The 16737-nt window shown below is 40.9% G+C and carries 14 protein-coding genes; 8 read left to right on the top strand and 6 right to left on the bottom strand.

Annotated features, from left to right (window positions below):
• The first annotated feature begins 101 nt into the window (after positions 1-101).
• The 3 genes from BP74_RS20130 (at position 102) to BP74_RS20140 (ending at position 2485) form a co-directional block, all read left to right on the top strand.
• Positions 102-452: a hypothetical protein gene (locus tag BP74_RS20130; protein WP_496377077.1), complete on the top strand. Its 351-nt coding sequence runs from the start codon at positions 102-104 to the stop codon at positions 450-452.
• A 289-nt stretch (positions 453-741) separates the two neighbouring features.
• On the top strand, positions 742-1767 hold the full coding sequence (locus BP74_RS20135; RefSeq protein WP_496377079.1) for a sensor histidine kinase: 1026 nt from the start codon (positions 742-744) through the stop codon (positions 1765-1767).
• Positions 1768-1774: 7 nt separating this feature from the next.
• Positions 1775-2485 carry a LytR/AlgR family response regulator transcription factor gene (locus BP74_RS20140; RefSeq protein WP_496377081.1) on the top strand — a complete coding sequence of 237 codons (711 nt, stop codon included), beginning with the start codon at positions 1775-1777 and terminating at the stop codon, positions 2483-2485.
• A gap of 48 nt (positions 2486-2533) precedes the next feature.
• On the opposite strand, the gene BP74_RS20145 is transcribed toward BP74_RS20140, so the two are convergent.
• Both BP74_RS20145 and BP74_RS20150 read right to left on the bottom strand, forming a co-directional pair.
• Positions 2534-2869 carry a YegP family protein gene (locus BP74_RS20145; protein ID WP_496377083.1) on the bottom strand — a complete coding sequence of 112 codons (336 nt, stop codon included), beginning with the start codon at positions 2867-2869 and terminating at the stop codon, positions 2534-2536.
• Positions 2870-2939: 70 nt separating this feature from the next.
• Complete coding sequence (locus BP74_RS20150) at positions 2940-4004, bottom strand: cytochrome-c peroxidase (RefSeq protein ID WP_496377085.1); 1065 nt, start codon at positions 4002-4004, stop codon at positions 2940-2942.
• Positions 4005-4188: 184 nt separating this feature from the next.
• Between BP74_RS20150 and BP74_RS20155 the strand changes: the two genes are divergently transcribed.
• Positions 4189-4479: a GlsB/YeaQ/YmgE family stress response membrane protein gene (locus BP74_RS20155; RefSeq protein WP_496377087.1), complete on the top strand. Its 291-nt coding sequence runs from the start codon at positions 4189-4191 to the stop codon at positions 4477-4479.
• A gap of 137 nt (positions 4480-4616) precedes the next feature.
• Here BP74_RS20155 and porY read toward each other — a convergent pair whose 3' ends face one another.
• The 3 genes from porY to BP74_RS20170 all read right to left on the bottom strand — a co-directional run bounded on the left by porY (position 4617) and on the right by BP74_RS20170 (position 7262).
• Positions 4617-5882: a PorY family sensor histidine kinase gene (porY, locus tag BP74_RS20160; RefSeq protein WP_496377089.1), complete on the bottom strand. Its 1266-nt coding sequence runs from the start codon at positions 5880-5882 to the stop codon at positions 4617-4619.
• Positions 5879-6556 (bottom strand): response regulator transcription factor, encoded by a 678-nt coding sequence (locus tag BP74_RS20165; protein WP_496377091.1) that lies wholly within the window; start codon positions 6554-6556, stop codon positions 5879-5881. Before BP74_RS20165 ends, porY begins: the two co-directional genes overlap by 4 nt.
• A gap of 271 nt (positions 6557-6827) precedes the next feature.
• On the bottom strand, positions 6828-7262 hold the full coding sequence (locus BP74_RS20170) for a PepSY-like domain-containing protein (RefSeq protein WP_496377093.1): 435 nt from the start codon (positions 7260-7262) through the stop codon (positions 6828-6830).
• Positions 7263-7991: 729 nt separating this feature from the next.
• Between BP74_RS20170 and BP74_RS20175 the strand changes: the two genes are divergently transcribed.
• The 4 genes from BP74_RS20175 to BP74_RS20190 all read left to right on the top strand — a co-directional run bounded on the left by BP74_RS20175 (position 7992) and on the right by BP74_RS20190 (position 15984).
• Positions 7992-10472 (top strand): TonB-dependent receptor domain-containing protein, encoded by a 2481-nt coding sequence (locus BP74_RS20175; RefSeq protein ID WP_496377095.1) that lies wholly within the window; start codon positions 7992-7994, stop codon positions 10470-10472.
• A 287-nt stretch (positions 10473-10759) separates the two neighbouring features.
• Positions 10760-11998, top strand: coding sequence for a TolC family protein (locus BP74_RS20180; RefSeq protein WP_496377097.1), 1239 nt, complete (start codon positions 10760-10762; stop codon positions 11996-11998).
• Positions 11999-12007: 9 nt separating this feature from the next.
• On the top strand, positions 12008-12940 hold the full coding sequence (locus BP74_RS20185) for an efflux RND transporter periplasmic adaptor subunit (protein ID WP_496377099.1): 933 nt from the start codon (positions 12008-12010) through the stop codon (positions 12938-12940).
• The gene (locus BP74_RS20190; protein WP_496377101.1) at positions 12937-15984 is read left to right on the top strand and encodes an efflux RND transporter permease subunit; all 3048 of its coding nucleotides are present in this window, start codon (positions 12937-12939) and stop codon (positions 15982-15984) included. The genes BP74_RS20185 and BP74_RS20190 overlap by 4 nt, the downstream gene beginning before the upstream one ends.
• 66 nt (positions 15985-16050) lie before the next feature.
• Here the strand turns inward: BP74_RS20190 and BP74_RS20195 are convergent, their stop codons facing one another.
• A complete protein-coding gene (locus BP74_RS20195) occupies positions 16051-16722 on the bottom strand; it encodes a hypothetical protein (protein ID WP_496377103.1) in 672 nt (223 codons plus the stop codon).
• Between the last annotated feature and the right edge of the window lie 15 nt (positions 16723-16737).

Below are 16737 nucleotides of genomic sequence, written 5' to 3' on the forward strand. Positions count from 1 at the left end.
TCTATATACCCATCCTGCACTCTCATCTATTATCAACATTTTCACTCTCTATTGATTCTAGTTTTACAACATCGATCAATAAATCAATAAAAAACGAGACCATGAGAAAGTATATCTTCATCTTAGTATGCACCTCCGCCTTAACAGCCTTTTCAATGAACTGCTCCGCACAGGAAGAAAAAGAGTTCACCCCCAAATGGGTTTCTCCCAATGGCTATTGGGTGGTGGAATCCAATAACAAAACTCCATTAAGCTCCATTGTCTATTTCTATAACAACGACAACCAGGTGATCTATAAAGAAAAACTGGATGGTGTAAGGATCAATATTAAAAAAAGAAAGACGCTAATGGGATTAAGAAAGATCCTCGAGGCATCTGTTGTGGCCTGGAATGCAAAGCAATCACCTGGTGAAAACAGGTTACTGGTTGCCAACACATTCAAAAGCCATTAATTATCCCAAACAATGCCTGCCACTATTTCATTAGTGGCGGGCATTTCCAATCGTCGACAAAGGAACTTTGTCGATAAATACCGCCTGTTACGCTATTATTACCCATTCGGCTGTAATTAACCATTGATGAATTGTAACTTTAGAAGAGTGGATCATTATGACAGAGCATCCTTTTATCTTTTCCAATGAACCGAAATACAGGATCCAAAGGCATTTATACTTTTGGACATCCTGGTGTTTATTCCAGACATTTTTATACGGTTTCGTTCATACACCGGAATACAGTTTCATGGACAGGCTACCTTCCTCATTTATAGATTCTATCCTGTACATGCCTTCCCATATTTTTCTTTCTTATTCGTTGATGTATTACGTTATACCGTATTATATTTTACAACACAAATATGTGCTTTCGGCTATTTGGATCATATTGGTGATTTTATCCTCAGCCGCTTTATCAGCTTTTACTTCATTATATGTCATTAATCCGGTGCGTGCTTTTTTCTTATCTCCATCTGCTATTGCTGCATGTGCAATAATCAATAACAATTCTTTCTTCTTTTCCCTGATGGCAGGATTGCGTGGTGGCATTTCAATCGGGGGTATGGCGGCAGCCATCAAAATAATGAAACACTGGTACACCGAAGGACAAAGAAACCTGCAACTTCAAAAGGAAAACATTCAATCACAGCTACAAGTGCTGAAAGCGCAGGTGCATCCCCACTTTCTTTTTAATACACTCAATAATATTTACTCGTATACACAAAATACTTCTGCCACAGCCTCAAAGCTGGTTATGGGGCTATCCGATATTATCCGTTATATGTTGTATGAATGCAATCAGCCGCTTGTCCCCCTTAGCAAAGAACTAACCATGATCAGGGAATACATCAACCTGGAACAAATACGCTATGGCAACCAACTGGACCTGCATATTGAATTGCCAGGAGAACAAACATGCAACACATTTATATCACCCCTATTGATCATACCCTTTGTGGAGAATTGTTTCAAACATGGGTTAAGCAATATGCTGGAACATCCCTGGCTAAGTTTCACTGTGCTGCTGGAAGGGAAACATATGACAATGAAACTTCTGAATAGCAAACCTCCAACAACCAATACATTGCATGCTGCTGGTATTGGAATTGAAAATGCACGCAGGAGACTGGAACTCCTGTACCCGGGCAAATATGAATTAGTGATCAATAATGAGGACGAAGTATTTATCGTTAACCTAAAACTGGAATTGGAACAAAGAAAAGATGTTAGCATCCTGCCGCAGGAACCAATATTAATGACAGCGCATGCCTGATAAAACTATGGCAATAAAATGTTTGATTATAGATGATGAACCACCGGCACGGGAAGTGCTGAAGCGCTATGTGGAACAGCTGCCTATGCTGCAGCTTACCGGGGAATGCAGCAATGCCATTCAGGCAATTGGCATGTTGCAACAGCAACATGTAGATTTGTTATTCCTGGATATAAGAATGCCCCAGCTCAATGGAATTGATTTTCTCAGGACATTAAGCATTCAGCCCAAAATAATATTTACTACTGCCTTCGCCGAATATGCAGTAGAAGGTTATGAACTGGACATTGCAGATTACCTTATGAAACCGATCCGGTTCGACAGGTTTATCAAGGCGGTCACCAAGGCCTTCCCCAAACAACCAACCCTGGTGTCAGAAGAAAAAATTCAACCGATTGAAGAAAAAAATAATACAGAATCTTTTGTATACTTCCGTGCCGATAGGAAAATGGTGAAAGTTTTACTGAACGATATATTGTACATAGAGAGCATGAAAGACTATGTAAAAGTATGTACAACGCACAGCACTATTGTAACCAAACAATCGCTGGCCTCAGTGGAGGCTATGTTACCGGAGAAAACCTTTATTCGCACCCACCGATCTTTTATTGTTGCTATTCATCATATCAACACCTTCACCAACGAGATCATTGAGATCAATAAAACAGAAATTCCCATAGGAAAGCTTTATAGGAATTCCGTGTTGAAAGTATTATAAAACCTGGCGGTCAGGACTACCAAAAACTAATGCCCATAGAAAGGTTTCTTATGCAGGCAATTCATCCACTACATTGGCTATTGGAGCATTTGTCTTTACGGACTCAATGCCTCCATCTCTTCCTGCTGCTGAATCATACATCTGGCCTTTTCCTATAACCTGTCCGTTCCCGGCTTTCAAATTAAAATAATGCTTTCCATTGGAAGCTGTCAATCTTTCGTAACGGTTATCATTACCAGCATTACTTTTAACGGATTCTATACCGTTTTGCCTTGCTGCGGCTGTAGTATATCCTTCGCTGGATAAGATCACCTGGCCATTGTCTGCTTTCAAATTAAAATAGAATTGGCCATCAGCCCCGGTTTTTGTTATAAATTTTCCCATAATAAAATTTAAAAGGTGAAACTAAATTTACTTACTTTTTATGGCAACTAACATAGTTAATGGGCCAACCTTAATTCTGAACCAGGTCAGTTGGTATATTTTTAGCACTTGGCCTGACATCTCCTGTAAGGCTGCTCAGAAAAGCTATGATCTGTTCCACCTGATCCGTTTTTAAATCCTTGTTTAATTGAATTTTACCCATTATCCTGACTGCGGAATCCAGTTTCACAATGCTGCCATCATGAAAATAAGGATAGGTTCCAATGATATTACGTAACCCAGGCACCTTGAAAACATCTTTATCTGAAATATTCTTTGTAACAGACATTCTCCCTACATCATTGATCTTACTGCCTGTAAATGGACGATAATCGGCTACAAGCCCAAAGCGTTGCAGCATATCTCCACCCACGCCCACACCTTTATGGCAATTGGTACAGCCTGAACGGATGAATGTTACCATTCCGGCTTTTTCTTCGGTTGTAAGAGCAGTGACTTCACCCTGCAGGTATTTGTCAAATCTTGAAGGGGTGATCAGTGTCCGTTCAAAAGCTGCAATGGCGTTCTGTAAGTTATTGTACGTCACAGGTTTTTTAGTTTCCGGGAACGCTGCGGCGAACATTTCCTTATAGGTATTGATAGCGGCCAGGCGTCGAATTAAAACATCCCTGTGTGGCATACCCATTTCTACCGGGTTTAGAATAGGCATACCTGCCTGTTCTTCCACATCCTTAGCCCTTCCATCCCAAAATTGCATACTATGAAGAGCGGCATTAAATACTGTAGGCGAATTCCTTGTACCCCTTTTACCCTTATCTCCTATTGATGTGGATTGGTTATCCACGCCAAAGCTTTGGAGGCTGTGGCAGGAATTGCAACTATTATTTCCTTTAGCCGAAAGGCGCGTATCATAAAATAACATCTTACCCAGTCTTACTTTCGCTTCCGTAATGGCATTGTCTTTATTATCCGCCATTGTCGGAACGGCTTGAAAGAAAGCATGTGCCAGCTTTTGAACAGAGTCTTCGGTATAACTGCCGAAAGATGTGGCAATTTTATTTTTCCTATTGCCCTGGTTGCAGGCTAAAATCGATACTATAGCCAACAGGCAACTGATGAATACTAACTTTTTCATGAACAGGTTTTGATTAAAAGTAAACTGGCAATTTCTTTTAAACACTGATCACGGGCATCTAAAACCATGATTGTGAATAGTGAAATCCCTGGCTTTATAGATCATTCTGCATTTCTTTAACCATCCTGTCAAATACAGTCCTCCGGGAAAGGCAGGCCTGCGTTTTTTTAATTAAATTTAATCTATGACATTATTTGGCTTTCTTATTCTGCTGATCATTGCTGCCATCTGTGGCGCAATAGGACAATCATTAGCTGGTTACGACCTGGGTGGCTGCCTTGTTTCCATTGTAGTGGGCTTTATTGGGGCGTATATCGGCCTTTGGATAGCTGGCAAATTCGGATTACCTAAAATATGGGAGATATCAATAGAAGGCAGGCCATTCCCTATAATATGGGCAATTATCGGTTCAGCACTGTTCACCCTTGTCATGGCCTTGTTACGAAGAGCATTTGTAGGCCGCAATGATTTATAATAAAGTTGTATCTCAAGCAACTATTAGGGACTGAGGATTTAGCAAAAAGAATTCCATAAGCATAGTAATTGCTCACAGACTTTACTCTTCCTTTTCAGGTATCATAGGAAATTATTTAACAGGCAAAGAACCCGGTATTAAACAAGGTTATTTTTCCATTTCAGGGTGAAATGATGATGTTGATTGATATACCTGTAGTCTAACAAAATATCCGAGGCATCAGCTATTTGTTTAATGATGGATAGTCCAAGGCCATTTTGTTGGCTATCAAAAGAAGGTTTATAAAACCGTTGAAACAGTTTTTTAGGATCAAGCATGGGATCCTTGCTGGTATTGCTGATCGTTAATGATCCCGGGGCCAGGTTCACACTGATGTTCCCACCATTGTAATTATGTCCTGTAGCATTGCTGAATAAATTATTGAGTAAAATGTCTGCCAACTCCTGGTTCATTTTAACAACGCTTTCTTTCAATGAAATATCAACAGCAATAGACCTTGATTGCCACAAATCCTGGAAATCAAGGATCTTTTCTTTTACTTTATCATATAGAAAAACTTCTTCCCTGTTATCAAATTGGTTGTTTTCTATCTTGGCCAATAATAAAAGCGACCGGTTCAAACGACTAAGTTTATCAATCGAATTGTAGGCACTTTGAACCAGGGATCCCTGCCCTTCCGTAAGTTGTTCATCTTGTATCAGCAAATCCAATTTTGAACGAATCACGGCAATGGGCGTTTGTATTTCGTGGGAAGCATTTTCACTAAATGTCTTTAGTGACAAATACTCAATACGTGAACTTTGTGTGGTTTCTTTAAGGGTTTCATTCATGAGCTGGAACTCTTCAATGTCTGTCGAAGGAAACATCATCGGATCTTCTTTACCAATATGAAAATTCCTCACAGCATCCAGTGTAAGATAAAAAGGTTTCCAAAGCTTCTTTAGTAAAAAGCGGTTAAGAATAACCGATACGATTAAAATGACAAGAATAGCACTTACAGTAATGAATAATATCGAACGCATAAGACTATTGGATCCTTCAAAAGATTTTGAGACCTCTGCCATATATCTGTTACCTCCCGCATTAACCTGGAATAACAATCTCCTGAATTCTTCAGGTTCTTCATCGTTCTTTTGTTGTAAGGCAACCCAGGAATAACCGGGATGAACTTCCTCTTTGGCAGGTGTAAATAAAATTACCTGGTCCGAAACAGAAAAGCTTTCTGGTAACTGGTCATGCTTTTGTACATAATCTACGATCTCATCATGTTCGATTTGAAGATCCTCATCTATTTGCTTAATAAGTATAAAACGGAGGGCAAAGTAAAAAGCCAGGCTGGCGACCAGGAAAATAATAATATTTGCCGTTAAGGAAGCCCGGCTATATCGTGTAAACAGCTTCACGAGATTGAAAATTTATATCCCATGCCATAGACCGACTTTATATAATCCAAAGCACCTGCCTGTACCAGCTTTCTCCGCAGGTTTTTAATATGGGTATAGATGAAATCATAGTTATCCGAAATATCAAAATTATCTCCCCACAAATGGATAGCTATAGCATTTTTGGCAATCACCCGGTTTTTATTGCTTATAAAATACAATAGGAGTTCGTATTCCTTTTTTGTCAGTTCCACCGTTGTATTGTTCACTTTCAACACCTTCTCATGCAGGTCAAGTTCAAGGTTATCAAAACGCAGGAGGTTTTTACCATCGAAAGATTTACGGCGAATGATGGCTGAAACCCTTGCACCCAATTCTGGCAAATGAAATGGTTTTGTCATGTAATCATCTGCTCCGGCCAATAAGCCCTTTACTTTATCATCAATTGAATTTCGCGCCGAGACAATGATCACCCCATCCATCTTATCTATTGACCTTAATTGTTGTAATAAATCCATTCCATTGCCTCCTGGAAGAGAGATATCCAATATCACGCAGGCATAATCATAAAGCAGGATTTTTTCAAGGGCCGCATTGTAATCATAGGCCGATTCACAAAAATATTGCTCATTATTCAGGTAGGCACAGATGCTCTGTGACAATTCCTTTTCATCCTCAACGATCAAGATTTTCATTTCAAGGATTTATAATGATTTTGGCATCGCTCAGTACCTCACGATTTCTTTATCCTGCAATGATTTCATGTACAATACTAGCAAAACAATAATCAATAATCACTGGCTTGACTAATACTGAAATGTAAAGGAATCCCTGAGTAATTATTATTAATTTGACTTACTAATGGTTCCAAAGCTGCAAAATATCCCACATTCTTTAAGACAAGTGCAGGTATTTTACAAGACCACAGACTATGCGGTCTTGTAAAATATGCAATGAACCGGGTGCTTAATCCTCCGCTTTAATAAAGTTGCCTTGTTCATCAAATACCAGGTCTTTCCTCTTCACTTCAGCCTCGTAAGATATCTTGCCATTGGCATCTGTAATTTTTCCTGCTTCTGAGATTTTCCCACCCTTATAATGAGATTTTATGTAGCTAATTGCATTCTTAGGCAAATGGCTTACAGGGATGGCATTTACAATTTCTATGAATTCTCCGGCAGCTGTGAACTGAACAGAATTATCTTCCCCTCCTTTTCCTCCCCAATTGGCTTCGTAATTTCCCTTTTCTTTTTCCCAACTTACTTTAGTTGCTTTCGGATATTTATGTTGAAGTGCTGTTTTTACTACAACAGGTACTTCTGAGCTTTTTACATCCTGGGCATGTAAAGCACAGGAGAATGCCACAACTGAACCTAACAATAAAATGATTTTTGCTTTCATAAAATTTATTTATTTGCTAATATCTGTAACCAATCTGGTGAAATCCTGAAGATTTCTATTTTACCTCGGCAAACCTTGCGTTGACGTAACTAAATATCCAGGTTAAATATTCATTTAGTTGATGGGGACATCCTTTGATTTTTCGCAGGACAGAAAAAGTTATGGGCATCCTTGTAGGTTATGCCTTCTATTTTCCAATCCAGTTTTTTTTCCATTTTTTATCTTATTGTGAGCCTGATTACCGGAAAAGAAATCACTACCTGGAAACCCCGAAAGGATCCAGGTATTAGGCTTTAGATGTCCTTCGCTATAACCCGAAAGAGCTATTTCATTTTGTTATTCATTACTGGCGGCATCTGTTTCAAGCCTTTTGTATCATACAAGAAAATAACATGAGCGGTATAGCTATCCGGAACCCCGGTGATGGCACAGCGACCATCTGATAATAAATAAAAACTCACTTTTATAAAAAATATGAATATTTTCTTCCCCACTTCAGATTTCCTCCAGATTTGAGCCTATTGATCTGTATTTACACTTACGGGGTATGTCTTTTGAACAGGTAAAGAGAAATTAATGCCTGTATTTACTCCCTACCCTGTTAATGCCTTCAGCATGCTGAAGGCATTTTAGTTAACTGTGATGATAAATTGCGGTTGCAACAACCTTTTACCTCATCAGATTTCCCACAGAATTGACAACTATTTTTGCCCAGCTTAAATAAGAAATGTGAAAAGACCCATTATACTGTATTTTTTGATTTTACTGTTTGTTCACTCAGTTTACGCCCAGCCCAAAAAAGCTGGTAATGCTATACTTTCGGGGAAGATCATAGATTCCGTATCGCATTTACCACTCGAATATGCAACTATCACGATCTATACTACCGCAAGCCAATTACCTTTTTCGGGCTCCACTTCTGACAACGCCGGAATATTTATCCTAAACGATATCCCTGTGGGTAATTACCGTTTAATGGTGGAATCTATAGGATATAATACATACATTATTCCTTCAATCGTAATAGCAAAAAACAGTATCATCGATCTCAAAAATGTTCCCTTAACAAAAAAACTCATCTCACTTCAGAACATTACAGTAGTGTCCCAGGGAAGATTGGTGGAAAACAAGATCGATAAAATGGTTTATAATGCAGAGAAGGATATCACCTCACAATCAGGTGTCGCAACGGATATTTTAAGAAAAGTTCCCATGGTTTCCGTAGATGTGAATGGCAATGTAGAGCTGTCTGGTAGTTCAGGTATTCGATTCCTGATCAACGGCAAGCCATCTTCAATGTTTGGCAGTAACATAGCTGACGTGTTGCAAAGCATACCTGCCAGCCAGATCAAAAGCATTGAGGTCATTACAAATCCTGGTGCCCGGTATGATGCACAAGGGTTGGGAGGTATAATTAATATTATTTTAAAAAAGAATACAGCCCATGGCACAAATAGTACGATTTCACTGGCCAGTGGCACCCGCACAGATAATGGGTCTTTTAATTTCAATGCCCGCAAAAACAACTTTGGATTCAATGCATATGTGAGCGGAAATATCAGGCCTTATGCAACCACCCCTTACACATCCAAACGCAATTCATCGGATTCAGTTCAACATACATCCACCTTATACCAGCAGGATGGTTCAAGCCGTTTTAGAAGACAGGCAATTCAAACTGGTTTGGGCTTTGATTGGACGGTAAAAGAGAAAAATAATTATTCAGGTTCTGTCAGCTATAATCAATTTGGTTATACTGGTAATGGCACTGTTTTTCAACATCAAAAGAACTGGTCTGCAGACCAATCATTGCTTTCTGATGTAAATTCTTTAAGTAATAGCTCAAACACTTATAAAGCCCATAATATAGACGCTGGATTCAATTATAAAAGAACGTTTAACAAAGAGGACCAGGAATTAGAAATTTCCATCACATCCAGCATTAATCACAGCAAATCAACGGCTGAGAACAATCAAATACTATTGCCCATTGATTCCTTATACTATGGCATCAATAATAAAAACCCGGGAAAGGAAAATGAAACAGAGTTGGAATTGAATTATACACAACCATTGCAAAAGGAAATTCAATTGGGACTGGGAGGCAAATTCAGTTTATTGGATATTTCCAGCCAGGCTGATATATGGAGCCTGGTTCCAAATTTAAAATCCTATACTCTAAATAAGGCTTTATCGAACAACCTTGATTACCATCAAAAAGTTTATGCATTCTACTCTGAAATAAAATTACCGGTAGGATCGCTATTCGATGCCAAGATGGGAGCCCGTTATGATAGGACGGAAATAAACTCATTTTATTCTAATGCACAACGGCAAATCCCCACTCCTGGATACAACACACTGGTTCCATCCATATACTTTTCTAAAAAAATAGGCGATAGGCACACATTAAAACTCAGTTATTCAAAAAGAATAGAAAGACCTGATTATGGTGACCTCAACCCTTTTATCAATACGGCTGATCCAAAAAACATTTCTGCAGGCAACCCATATTTAAAGCCTGAGATCGGCAACCGGTATGAGTTAGGATATTCCATTGACCTTGGATCTGTAGGATCTTTCATGGCCAATTTGTTTTACAGGGCCAATAATCATGATATACAGCCTTATATTATGTATTATCCTGTCCTGGTTATTGGAGATTCCACTTTTTCCAATGTCTCTGTCAGTTCAAGAGAGAACGTTGGTATGGAAAAAAATACAGGACTTAATTTGTTTGGGGACATTCATTACTCCAATAAATTCACACTCAGGAGCAACCTGTTCTTTTTTCACAGGCATATTATTAATGTAGTTCAGCCAGGTTTTGATGCATACAGCTTTAATTACCGGATGAATATCAACCTCACTTACCAGTTCAATACCACATGGATGGGAGAGTTTTTTGGAAATTTCAATTCCCCCCGCAATGAGGTGCAGGGTCGTTATCCTTCTTTCGTGACCTATAGTTTTGCATTTCGAAAACAATTCTGGAATAAAAAAGGTAGCCTGGCTCTTACGGCTACCAATCCTTTCAATGAATATGTTAATCAGCAAACAGAAGTAAAGGGGCCCAATTTTTCATTATACAGTAACCGTAGAATTCCCTTCAGGTCTTTTGGTGTCAATTTCACCTGGAAGTTTGGAAAACTGGAATTTAAAAAAGAAAAAGATGAAATTCCCGGGGGTTTGAATGCACCTACCGAATAAAGGGATGTATAGTAAATAACCGGTCACTATAGAATTTATCAAGATCCCTGGGATAAGTTTATGGGAGCCTAAAGAAATTATTGAAATGGAGCGACAAATGAATCGCATTTAAAAGATTAACCTATGGAATAATAATTGAACTGTCAGAAGATGGATTATCAACTGCGCGCCTAAAGATCTGTTGATTATGCATGTTGTATAAAAGGAGCATTTGAATAATTTTATAGCAATAGAAAATATATAAATAGTACAGAACGGGGATTGACTTATAATTAACGATATAAAGAATGAGGTATTGGTATATTTTACTACTGGTTATATTTTGCAAAGCAGGCTATGCCCAGCCTCATACATTAGATTACTTCCTTCAACATGCCAAACAAAACAGCCCTGGACTGAAAGATTTTCAAAACCAGGTACTTTCATTACAAATTGACAGCCAGCTATTAAAAGCTTCCCTGGGACCCCAGCTCAACTTCCTCAGTACCAACAGCTATGCTCCCATCATTAATGGTTGGGGCTATGATGAAGCCATTACCAACAGGGCCAACATATCCGGCCTGATCCAGGCCAGCCGCAATTATTTATCCCGCGGACAGATCAGCGCACAATACAGGACCATTGCCCTGCAGCGCAGATCCCTGTTGGATACCATTGCCTTATCACAACAGGACCTTGCAAGAACCATTACAGAGCAATACATTACTGCCTATGGCGATCTCTTAGCCATGGATTTTAACCGGGAAGTGTATGACCTGATGCAAAGAGAAGAACAGGCACTAAAGAAACTAACCCAGTCCAATGTTTACAAACAAACGGATTACCTGACATTCTATGTTACGATGCAGCAACAGGAATTGACCTGGCTGCAGGCACAAATACAATACAACAACGATTTCCTTACACTGAATTACCTGTCAGGGCTGGTGGATACCACCCTGGAAAGAATTGAAAAACCTGCGCTTACGGACTCATTAAGGCTGGACTTTTACAACACTGTTTTTTATAACCAGTTCATAACCGACAGTTTACGGTTAGCGAACGAGAAAGACCTGATTAATTTTGAATATAAGCCAAAGGTTGGCGCCTATACCGATGCGGGATATAATTCCAGTTTACAAAACACACCCTATAAAAACTTTGGGGTCAGCGCCGGTGTCAGCTTAACCATTCCTATTTACGATGGGCGGCAGAAGCAAATGAAGCTGGCACGCATTGATATTCAGGAAAGAACAAGGCAAAGTAACAGGGAGTTTTACGTGAACCAGCATAATATGCAGTTACTGCAATTAAAACAGCAATTGCTTTCCATTGATCTTATGGTTGAAAAAATAAATAAGCAGATCGGCTATGCACATACACTGATTGTTGCGAATGGGAAGCTTCTACAAACAGGCGATATCACCATGAAAGATTATGTAACGGCCATCAATAATTATTTGCAGGCACAAAACCTGTTAACATTAAATAATATCAACCGGCTGAAGATCCTGAACCAGGTCAACTACTGGAATATGAAACCTTAATTTGATAGTATGCAAAGAATAAATATATGCTTCGTTGTTATTCTTCTCTTCTTAGCTTCCTGCAAGGATAAAGCGGATACAGGCGATGAAGATGTTGCGCCTGAAACTGTACAAACACCTGTTACAGTCACTACCATTACTACCCAAACACTCAATGACTACGTTGACCTCAATGCCACTTCCTCCTTCCTTCAAAGCAATTTTATCAAGGCATCTGCCAATGGCTACCTGAAATCGGTGAAGGTTCGCCTGGGAGAAATGGTGCATGCGGGTCAACTGGCTTTCACCCTTCAAACCAAAGAATCCAAAGCATTGGGGAATACAATCAATGACCTCGATCCTTCTTTCCATTTTAATGGCCTGATCAGTATCAAGGCTGCCGCAAGCGGGTACATTCAGGAACTAAACCACCAGCCAGGAGATTATGTACAGGACGGTGAGCAACTGGCTGTACTTACAGATTCCAGGAGCTTCGGTTTTGTTTTAAACCTGCCCTACGAGCTGCGCCAATATGTGACCACAGGCAAACAACTGGATTTGAACTTGCCTGATGGCACACAGGTGAATGGTGTGGTCAATTCCATCCTTCCCAATGTGGACTCTGCCTCACAAACACAACAGGTTCTGATAAGGGTGAACCAGTCGAAACCCCTGCCTCAAAACCTTATCGCCAAAGTACGCATCGTAAAAGCGCAGCGGAATAATACCCCCTCACTGCCAAAGCAGGCGGTACTCACCGATGAAGCCCAATCAAATTTTTGGGTCATGAAAATGATCGACTCTGTTACAGCCGTTAAGGTTCCCATTGTAAAAGGAATGGAAACCACTGACAGGGTTGAAATTGTTCGACCAGTATTTGAAGCAGGTGATAAGATACTTCTAACAGGGAATTATGGATTAGCAGATACTGCCAGGGTTAAAATCGTTAAAAACCAGGAATGAGAAACTTTTTTATATCCTACAAGAATCCCCTCACTGTCATCATTGTACTCATCATTATGGGTGGCGCTTTCGTTTATGGCAAATTACAAACCTCCCTCTTTCCTGAAATAACCTTTCCAAAGATCAAGATCATCGTAGATGCAGGCCTCCAGCCGGTAAACAAGATGATGGTCACCGTTACTCAACCCCTGGAAAATGCCATCAAGCAGGTGCCGGAGCTGGAAGATGTGCGCAGCACTACCAGCCGGGGAAGCTGTGAGATATCTGCATTCATGAGCTGGAATGCCAATGTGGACCTGGGTCAGCAACGCATCGAATCAAGGATTGCCCAGATCCGGAACAGTCTTCCACCCGATGTTCAGATAACGGTTGAAAAAATGAATCCTTCTATTCTGCCTGTGATCGGGTACACCCTGGAAACTAACAGCAACAGCCATACACCCATAGATATGCGGCAACTGGCATTGTACACCATCAAACCATTTTTATCCCAGGTACCCGGCGTGGCTGAAGTACGTATCAGTGGGGGAAAACAAAAAGAATACTGGTTGATGCTGGATGCGCAAAAAATGAGCACCCTTGGCATAACGCCCGAAGCTTTAACCAATACGCTTACACAAACTAATTTCATCCAGTCCAATGGATACCTGACTGATTACCGCCTGCTCTACCTGACAGTTACAGATGCCACCGTTCATTCTTTGGAAGAATTACAAAAACTGGTAGTTTCCAATAACAGCAAACGAATTGTATTGCTGCAGGATATTGCAACAGTGAAGATATCCGAAGGTGTAGAATACACCAAGATCAACGCCAATGGAAAACCAGGCGTTTTGGTAGCGGTGATCAAACAGCCCAATACCAACCTTATAGATATTTCCCGTGAGATGGACCAGAAAGTGGAGGAATTAAAAAAGATACTTCCCAACGGTGTAACCATAAAACCCTACTATGTACAGGCAGACTTTGTGCATGATTCAGTGAAAAGCGTTACCGATAGTCTTTGGATTGGCCTTGTGCTGGCCATTATAGTTGCCATCATCTTCCTACGTTCATTGAAAGCAAGTGCCACCATTCTCATTACAATACCTGTAACCATTTGCCTTTCCCTGATTGTGATCTATGCTGTAGGCTACACGCTGAATATTATGACCCTGGGTGCCATTGCTGCAGCTATTGGACTTATTATCGATGATGCCATAGTGGTGGTAGAGCAGATACACCGTTCGCACGAGGAACACCCGGAGGAGCCTTCCACAAGCGTGGTGCAAAAGGCCATTCATTATTTGCTGCCAGCTATGATCGGATCTTCACTAAGCACCATTGTGATCTTTATTCCTTTCGAATTAATGAGTGGTGTGGCGGGTGCATATTTCAAGGTAATGACCAATACGATGATCATTGCATTGGTATGTTCCTTTTTTGTCACCTGGATCTGCCTGCCGGTGATATACCTTTTTTTGACAAAGGAGAAACCAAAGGGAGTTACAAACGCTAAAGAAGTAAAAACCCATGAGGTAAAACAACAAAAATGGGTGGGTTATTTTATTCATAAGCCTTATGTTAGTTTAGTGATCATTGCGGTTTTGGCCTTCTCCATCTGGTTTGTTTTACCGCGCCTGGAAACAGGTTTCCTGCCAGAAATGGACGAAGGGAGTATTGTACTGGATTACAAATCACCACCGGGCACCTCGCTGGAAGAAACCGACCGCATGTTACTCCAGGTAGAGAAAACCATCAATAAAGTGCCGGAGGTAGAAGCCTTTTCACGAAGAACAGGTACGCAGATGGGCTTTTTCATAACAGAACCCAATGATGGTGATTACCTGATACAGTTAAAAAAGAAAAGAAGCCGTTCCTCCGAAGAAGTGATCGCTGATATCCGCAAACAAATAGAAAGCTCCCAACCTGCCCTGCAAATTGACTTCGGCCAGGTGATCGGTGATATGCTTGGAGACCTGATGGAATCCGTTCAACCCATTGAAATAAAAATTTATGGAGACAATGTGAAGCGCCTGCAACAATATTCAGAACAGGTAGGGAACATCGTTGAAAAAGTGGATGGGGCTGCCGATGTATTCAACGGCATCGTTATATCCGGTCCTTCGGTAAGTATTATTCCCAACACTGCAGCGCTGGCCCAGTATGGGCTGACTCCGCAGGCACTGCAAACGCAAGTGCAATTGGGTTTGCAGGGGACACAGGCAGGTGCCATACTGGAAAGGCAACAACTTTCCCCGGTTAAATTGGTGTACCCTGGCACTCACACGCAAAGCGTGGAAGGTATCAAACACCTGCAGGTATTTCTACCCTCAGGCAAGCTCACGCCCATTACCTCACTTGCAACTGTGCAGGTGAATAGTGGTGATGCAGAGATCCAAAGGGAAAACCTGCAATCCATGGGCGTGGTCACCGGGCGTTTGGAAAACCGTGACCTGGGAAGCACCATGAAAGAGATCAAGGCCAGGGTATCGTCAAACATAGTATTGCCACAGGGTTATCATATAGAATACGGTGGCGCCTATGCGCAGCAGCAGCAATCCTTTCATGAATTGCTCATGATCCTGGTCACTTCCAGCCTGCTGGTCTTCGGTGTGATCTTATTCCTGTTCAAGGATTTCTTCGTTGCCATACTGATACTATTGCTGGCGGTACTGGGCATTTCAGGCAGTTACCTGGCCTTATACTTTACTAACACCCCACTGAACGTTGGTAGTTATACAGGCCTGATCATGATCGTTGGTATCATTGGCGAGAATGCCATTTTTACCTTCCTTCAATTCAGGGAATCCCTGCTGGAAAGTGGTAGCGTGGACAATTCAGTGGTATATGCCATTTCTACCCGGCTACGTCCAAAGCTGATGACAGCACTGGGAGCGATCATTGCACTTATGCCCCTGGCATTAGGCATTGGTACCGGTGCAGAATTGCATCAACCCTTAGCCATTGCCGTTATAGGAGGTTTTCTTACAGCCCTTCCCCTGTTATTGATCGTATTGCCCTCCTTTTTACGCATTCTGTATAAAAAAAGACATATTAGCTAATGACATTGCTGAACATTCCTTGCAATCCATTTAGAAAATTAATTCTTGTGTTTAATAAATATTAATTCATTCCATAGCTACCCATTCATCCACGATCTTTTCCCTTGGTTTTACCAGTACTGTTTTTAGTCCCCTGAAACCCTCCTTTACACGCAGGGCTATTGCAATCGGTATCTCGTAGTCTTTTGGAAACGCTCCTGAAAACACCACATTCCAGTCAAAGTCATAATCTTCATGCGTGAGTAATTCCTTATCATCTGCTGTTGGTGGCTCACTCATAATGAAGGTCACGCTTTCCTTTTTCTCTTTCACAGGCTTTTTGAGTTTACTGCTAGCCCTGGCATCTGCCTCTTTAACCAGCATGGGTATACATAACTCAAAATCTTCTGCACTTATCGCCATACAGTGGAGGGAGTCTAAAAAGCTGTATATCCTGCGTAACACTTCTTCATCCCCTATGCGTTCATGGGCAAAAGCTATCCCTTTTTTCCTGCATAGATTGGCAAGGGTCCTGCACTTACAGCCAGGCAGCACATAGCGGTACACCAGCGACCAAAGGGTATTGCCTCTTCCAAAGCGGCCGGAACTGGCCCTGGAACCTGCAAAGGCATCATCCCTGTAAAACCGGTCGGTATCCACACCTGGCTTTTCCCTTGCCAGGTAATCTCCTTTTTCCTGGTAGAAGTTAATACCGTCAACGGTGCCTATGGCTTTAATGGAGCTTATTTGTCTTGGCATAAGATATCGGATTTA

Source organism: Flavisolibacter ginsengiterrae DSM 18136 (assembly GCF_059568575.1).

Coding starts and splice junctions, on each gene's coding strand:
- BP74_RS20170 (WP_496377093.1), bottom strand. CDS start 7,262: ATGAAAGCAAAAATCATTTTATTGTTAGGTTCAGTTGTGGCATTCTCC.
- BP74_RS20195 (WP_496377103.1), bottom strand. CDS start 16,722: ATGCCAAGACAAATAAGCTCCATTAAAGCCATAGGCACCGTTGACGGT.
- BP74_RS20140 (WP_496377081.1), top strand. CDS start 1,775: ATGGCAATAAAATGTTTGATTATAGATGATGAACCACCGGCACGGGAA.
- BP74_RS20135 (WP_496377079.1), top strand. CDS start 742: ATGGACAGGCTACCTTCCTCATTTATAGATTCTATCCTGTACATGCCT.
- BP74_RS20185 (WP_496377099.1), top strand. CDS start 12,008: ATGCAAAGAATAAATATATGCTTCGTTGTTATTCTTCTCTTCTTAGCT.
- BP74_RS20150 (WP_496377085.1), bottom strand. CDS start 4,004: ATGAAAAAGTTAGTATTCATCAGTTGCCTGTTGGCTATAGTATCGATT.
- BP74_RS20155 (WP_496377087.1), top strand. CDS start 4,189: ATGACATTATTTGGCTTTCTTATTCTGCTGATCATTGCTGCCATCTGT.
- BP74_RS20180 (WP_496377097.1), top strand. CDS start 10,760: ATGAGGTATTGGTATATTTTACTACTGGTTATATTTTGCAAAGCAGGC.
- BP74_RS20130 (WP_496377077.1), top strand. CDS start 102: ATGAGAAAGTATATCTTCATCTTAGTATGCACCTCCGCCTTAACAGCC.
- BP74_RS20190 (WP_496377101.1), top strand. CDS start 12,937: ATGAGAAACTTTTTTATATCCTACAAGAATCCCCTCACTGTCATCATT.
- BP74_RS20165 (WP_496377091.1), bottom strand. CDS start 6,556: ATGAAAATCTTGATCGTTGAGGATGAAAAGGAATTGTCACAGAGCATC.
- BP74_RS20145 (WP_496377083.1), bottom strand. CDS start 2,869: ATGGGAAAATTTATAACAAAAACCGGGGCTGATGGCCAATTCTATTTT.